This is a genomic window from Synechococcus sp. R55.2 (assembly GCF_047462075.1).
Lineage (GTDB): Bacteria > Cyanobacteriota > Cyanobacteriia > Thermostichales > Thermostichaceae > Thermostichus.
The window spans coordinates 1-914 of sequence record NZ_JANSIH010000133.1 but is presented as its reverse complement, the minus strand read 5'-3'; the positions used below and the strand labels follow the sequence as shown (position 1 = coordinate 914).

Here is a 914-nt window from a genome sequence, read left to right as displayed (position 1 = left end):
GTCGGAGTCGGCGTGGGCGTCGGAGTCGGCGTGGGCGTCGGCGGCGGGGTCGGGGTCGGCGTGGGTGGGCGGGTGGGCTCGCTGAAGAAGGTATCTAAGTTCGGCTGGGTGACGGTGATACCGCTGAGCTTCAGGGTGGTGGCAAGGAAGGGATTGATCTTACTGGCCGTCGGCGGAAGACCTGTTGAAATTGCCGCAAACAAAACCGCCGCATCCTTGCAGTCCACCACCCCGTCGGCAGTAAAGTCGGAAACAGAGGGCTTGAGCGGATCGCCCAACCCCGTCACGTCGGCAGCCGTAATCGGCCCCACCTTGAGCGTGTTATTGACAAAGTTAACAATCTTCCCGGAGTCGTTGGTGTTGAGGGTGCAGGCGGCAAAAAGGACTGCCGCATCCTTGATGGTGACTGAGGTCTTTACCCCGTCGTAGTAGAAAGCAATGCTCTCAGAGCCCTGCACTGCTGTTTCTGGCGCCTGAGCTGAAATTGTCGGGGGAACCTGAGTAACAGCCGGAGGATCCGAAGTAAGGGAACAAGCCGCCACTCCTCCTACGAGGGAGGAAGCCAAAATCAAGGGAGCTATCGGGTGACGAAAGCGGGATTTTGAGTTGCAGGAAGCCATGGCAGATCTCCTTCAAAAACTTGCTAGGGTCAACGTCTTTAGCAAGAGCTGCCCAGCTCACCCCAGGGAAACTCAAAGGCAAACCTTGAGTCTAGTCTCAAGTATACCCAAAGGGCGCTCAAAAAAGCACAGCGACGGTGCCTTTCCCAAAGCTGAAGAACAAGAAAGACAACCGGCTGCCACCCAGCTCCTCCTGAATGAGAACCGATTGCCCTCCTGGAGCCAGCCCTGAGTTAGTTCACCAAAATGCCAGGCCCGAAGTTGAAGTAGGTGGTGCTGCCGGGGTTGGTGGTG

1 pseudogene is annotated in these 914 nt (G+C 57.3%); it reads right to left on the bottom strand.

From position 1 onward, the window contains the following. Positions 1 to 620: pseudogene (locus NW838_RS05070) on the bottom strand (hypothetical protein); the annotation flags it as partial. Between the last annotated feature and the right edge of the window lie 294 nt (positions 621 to 914).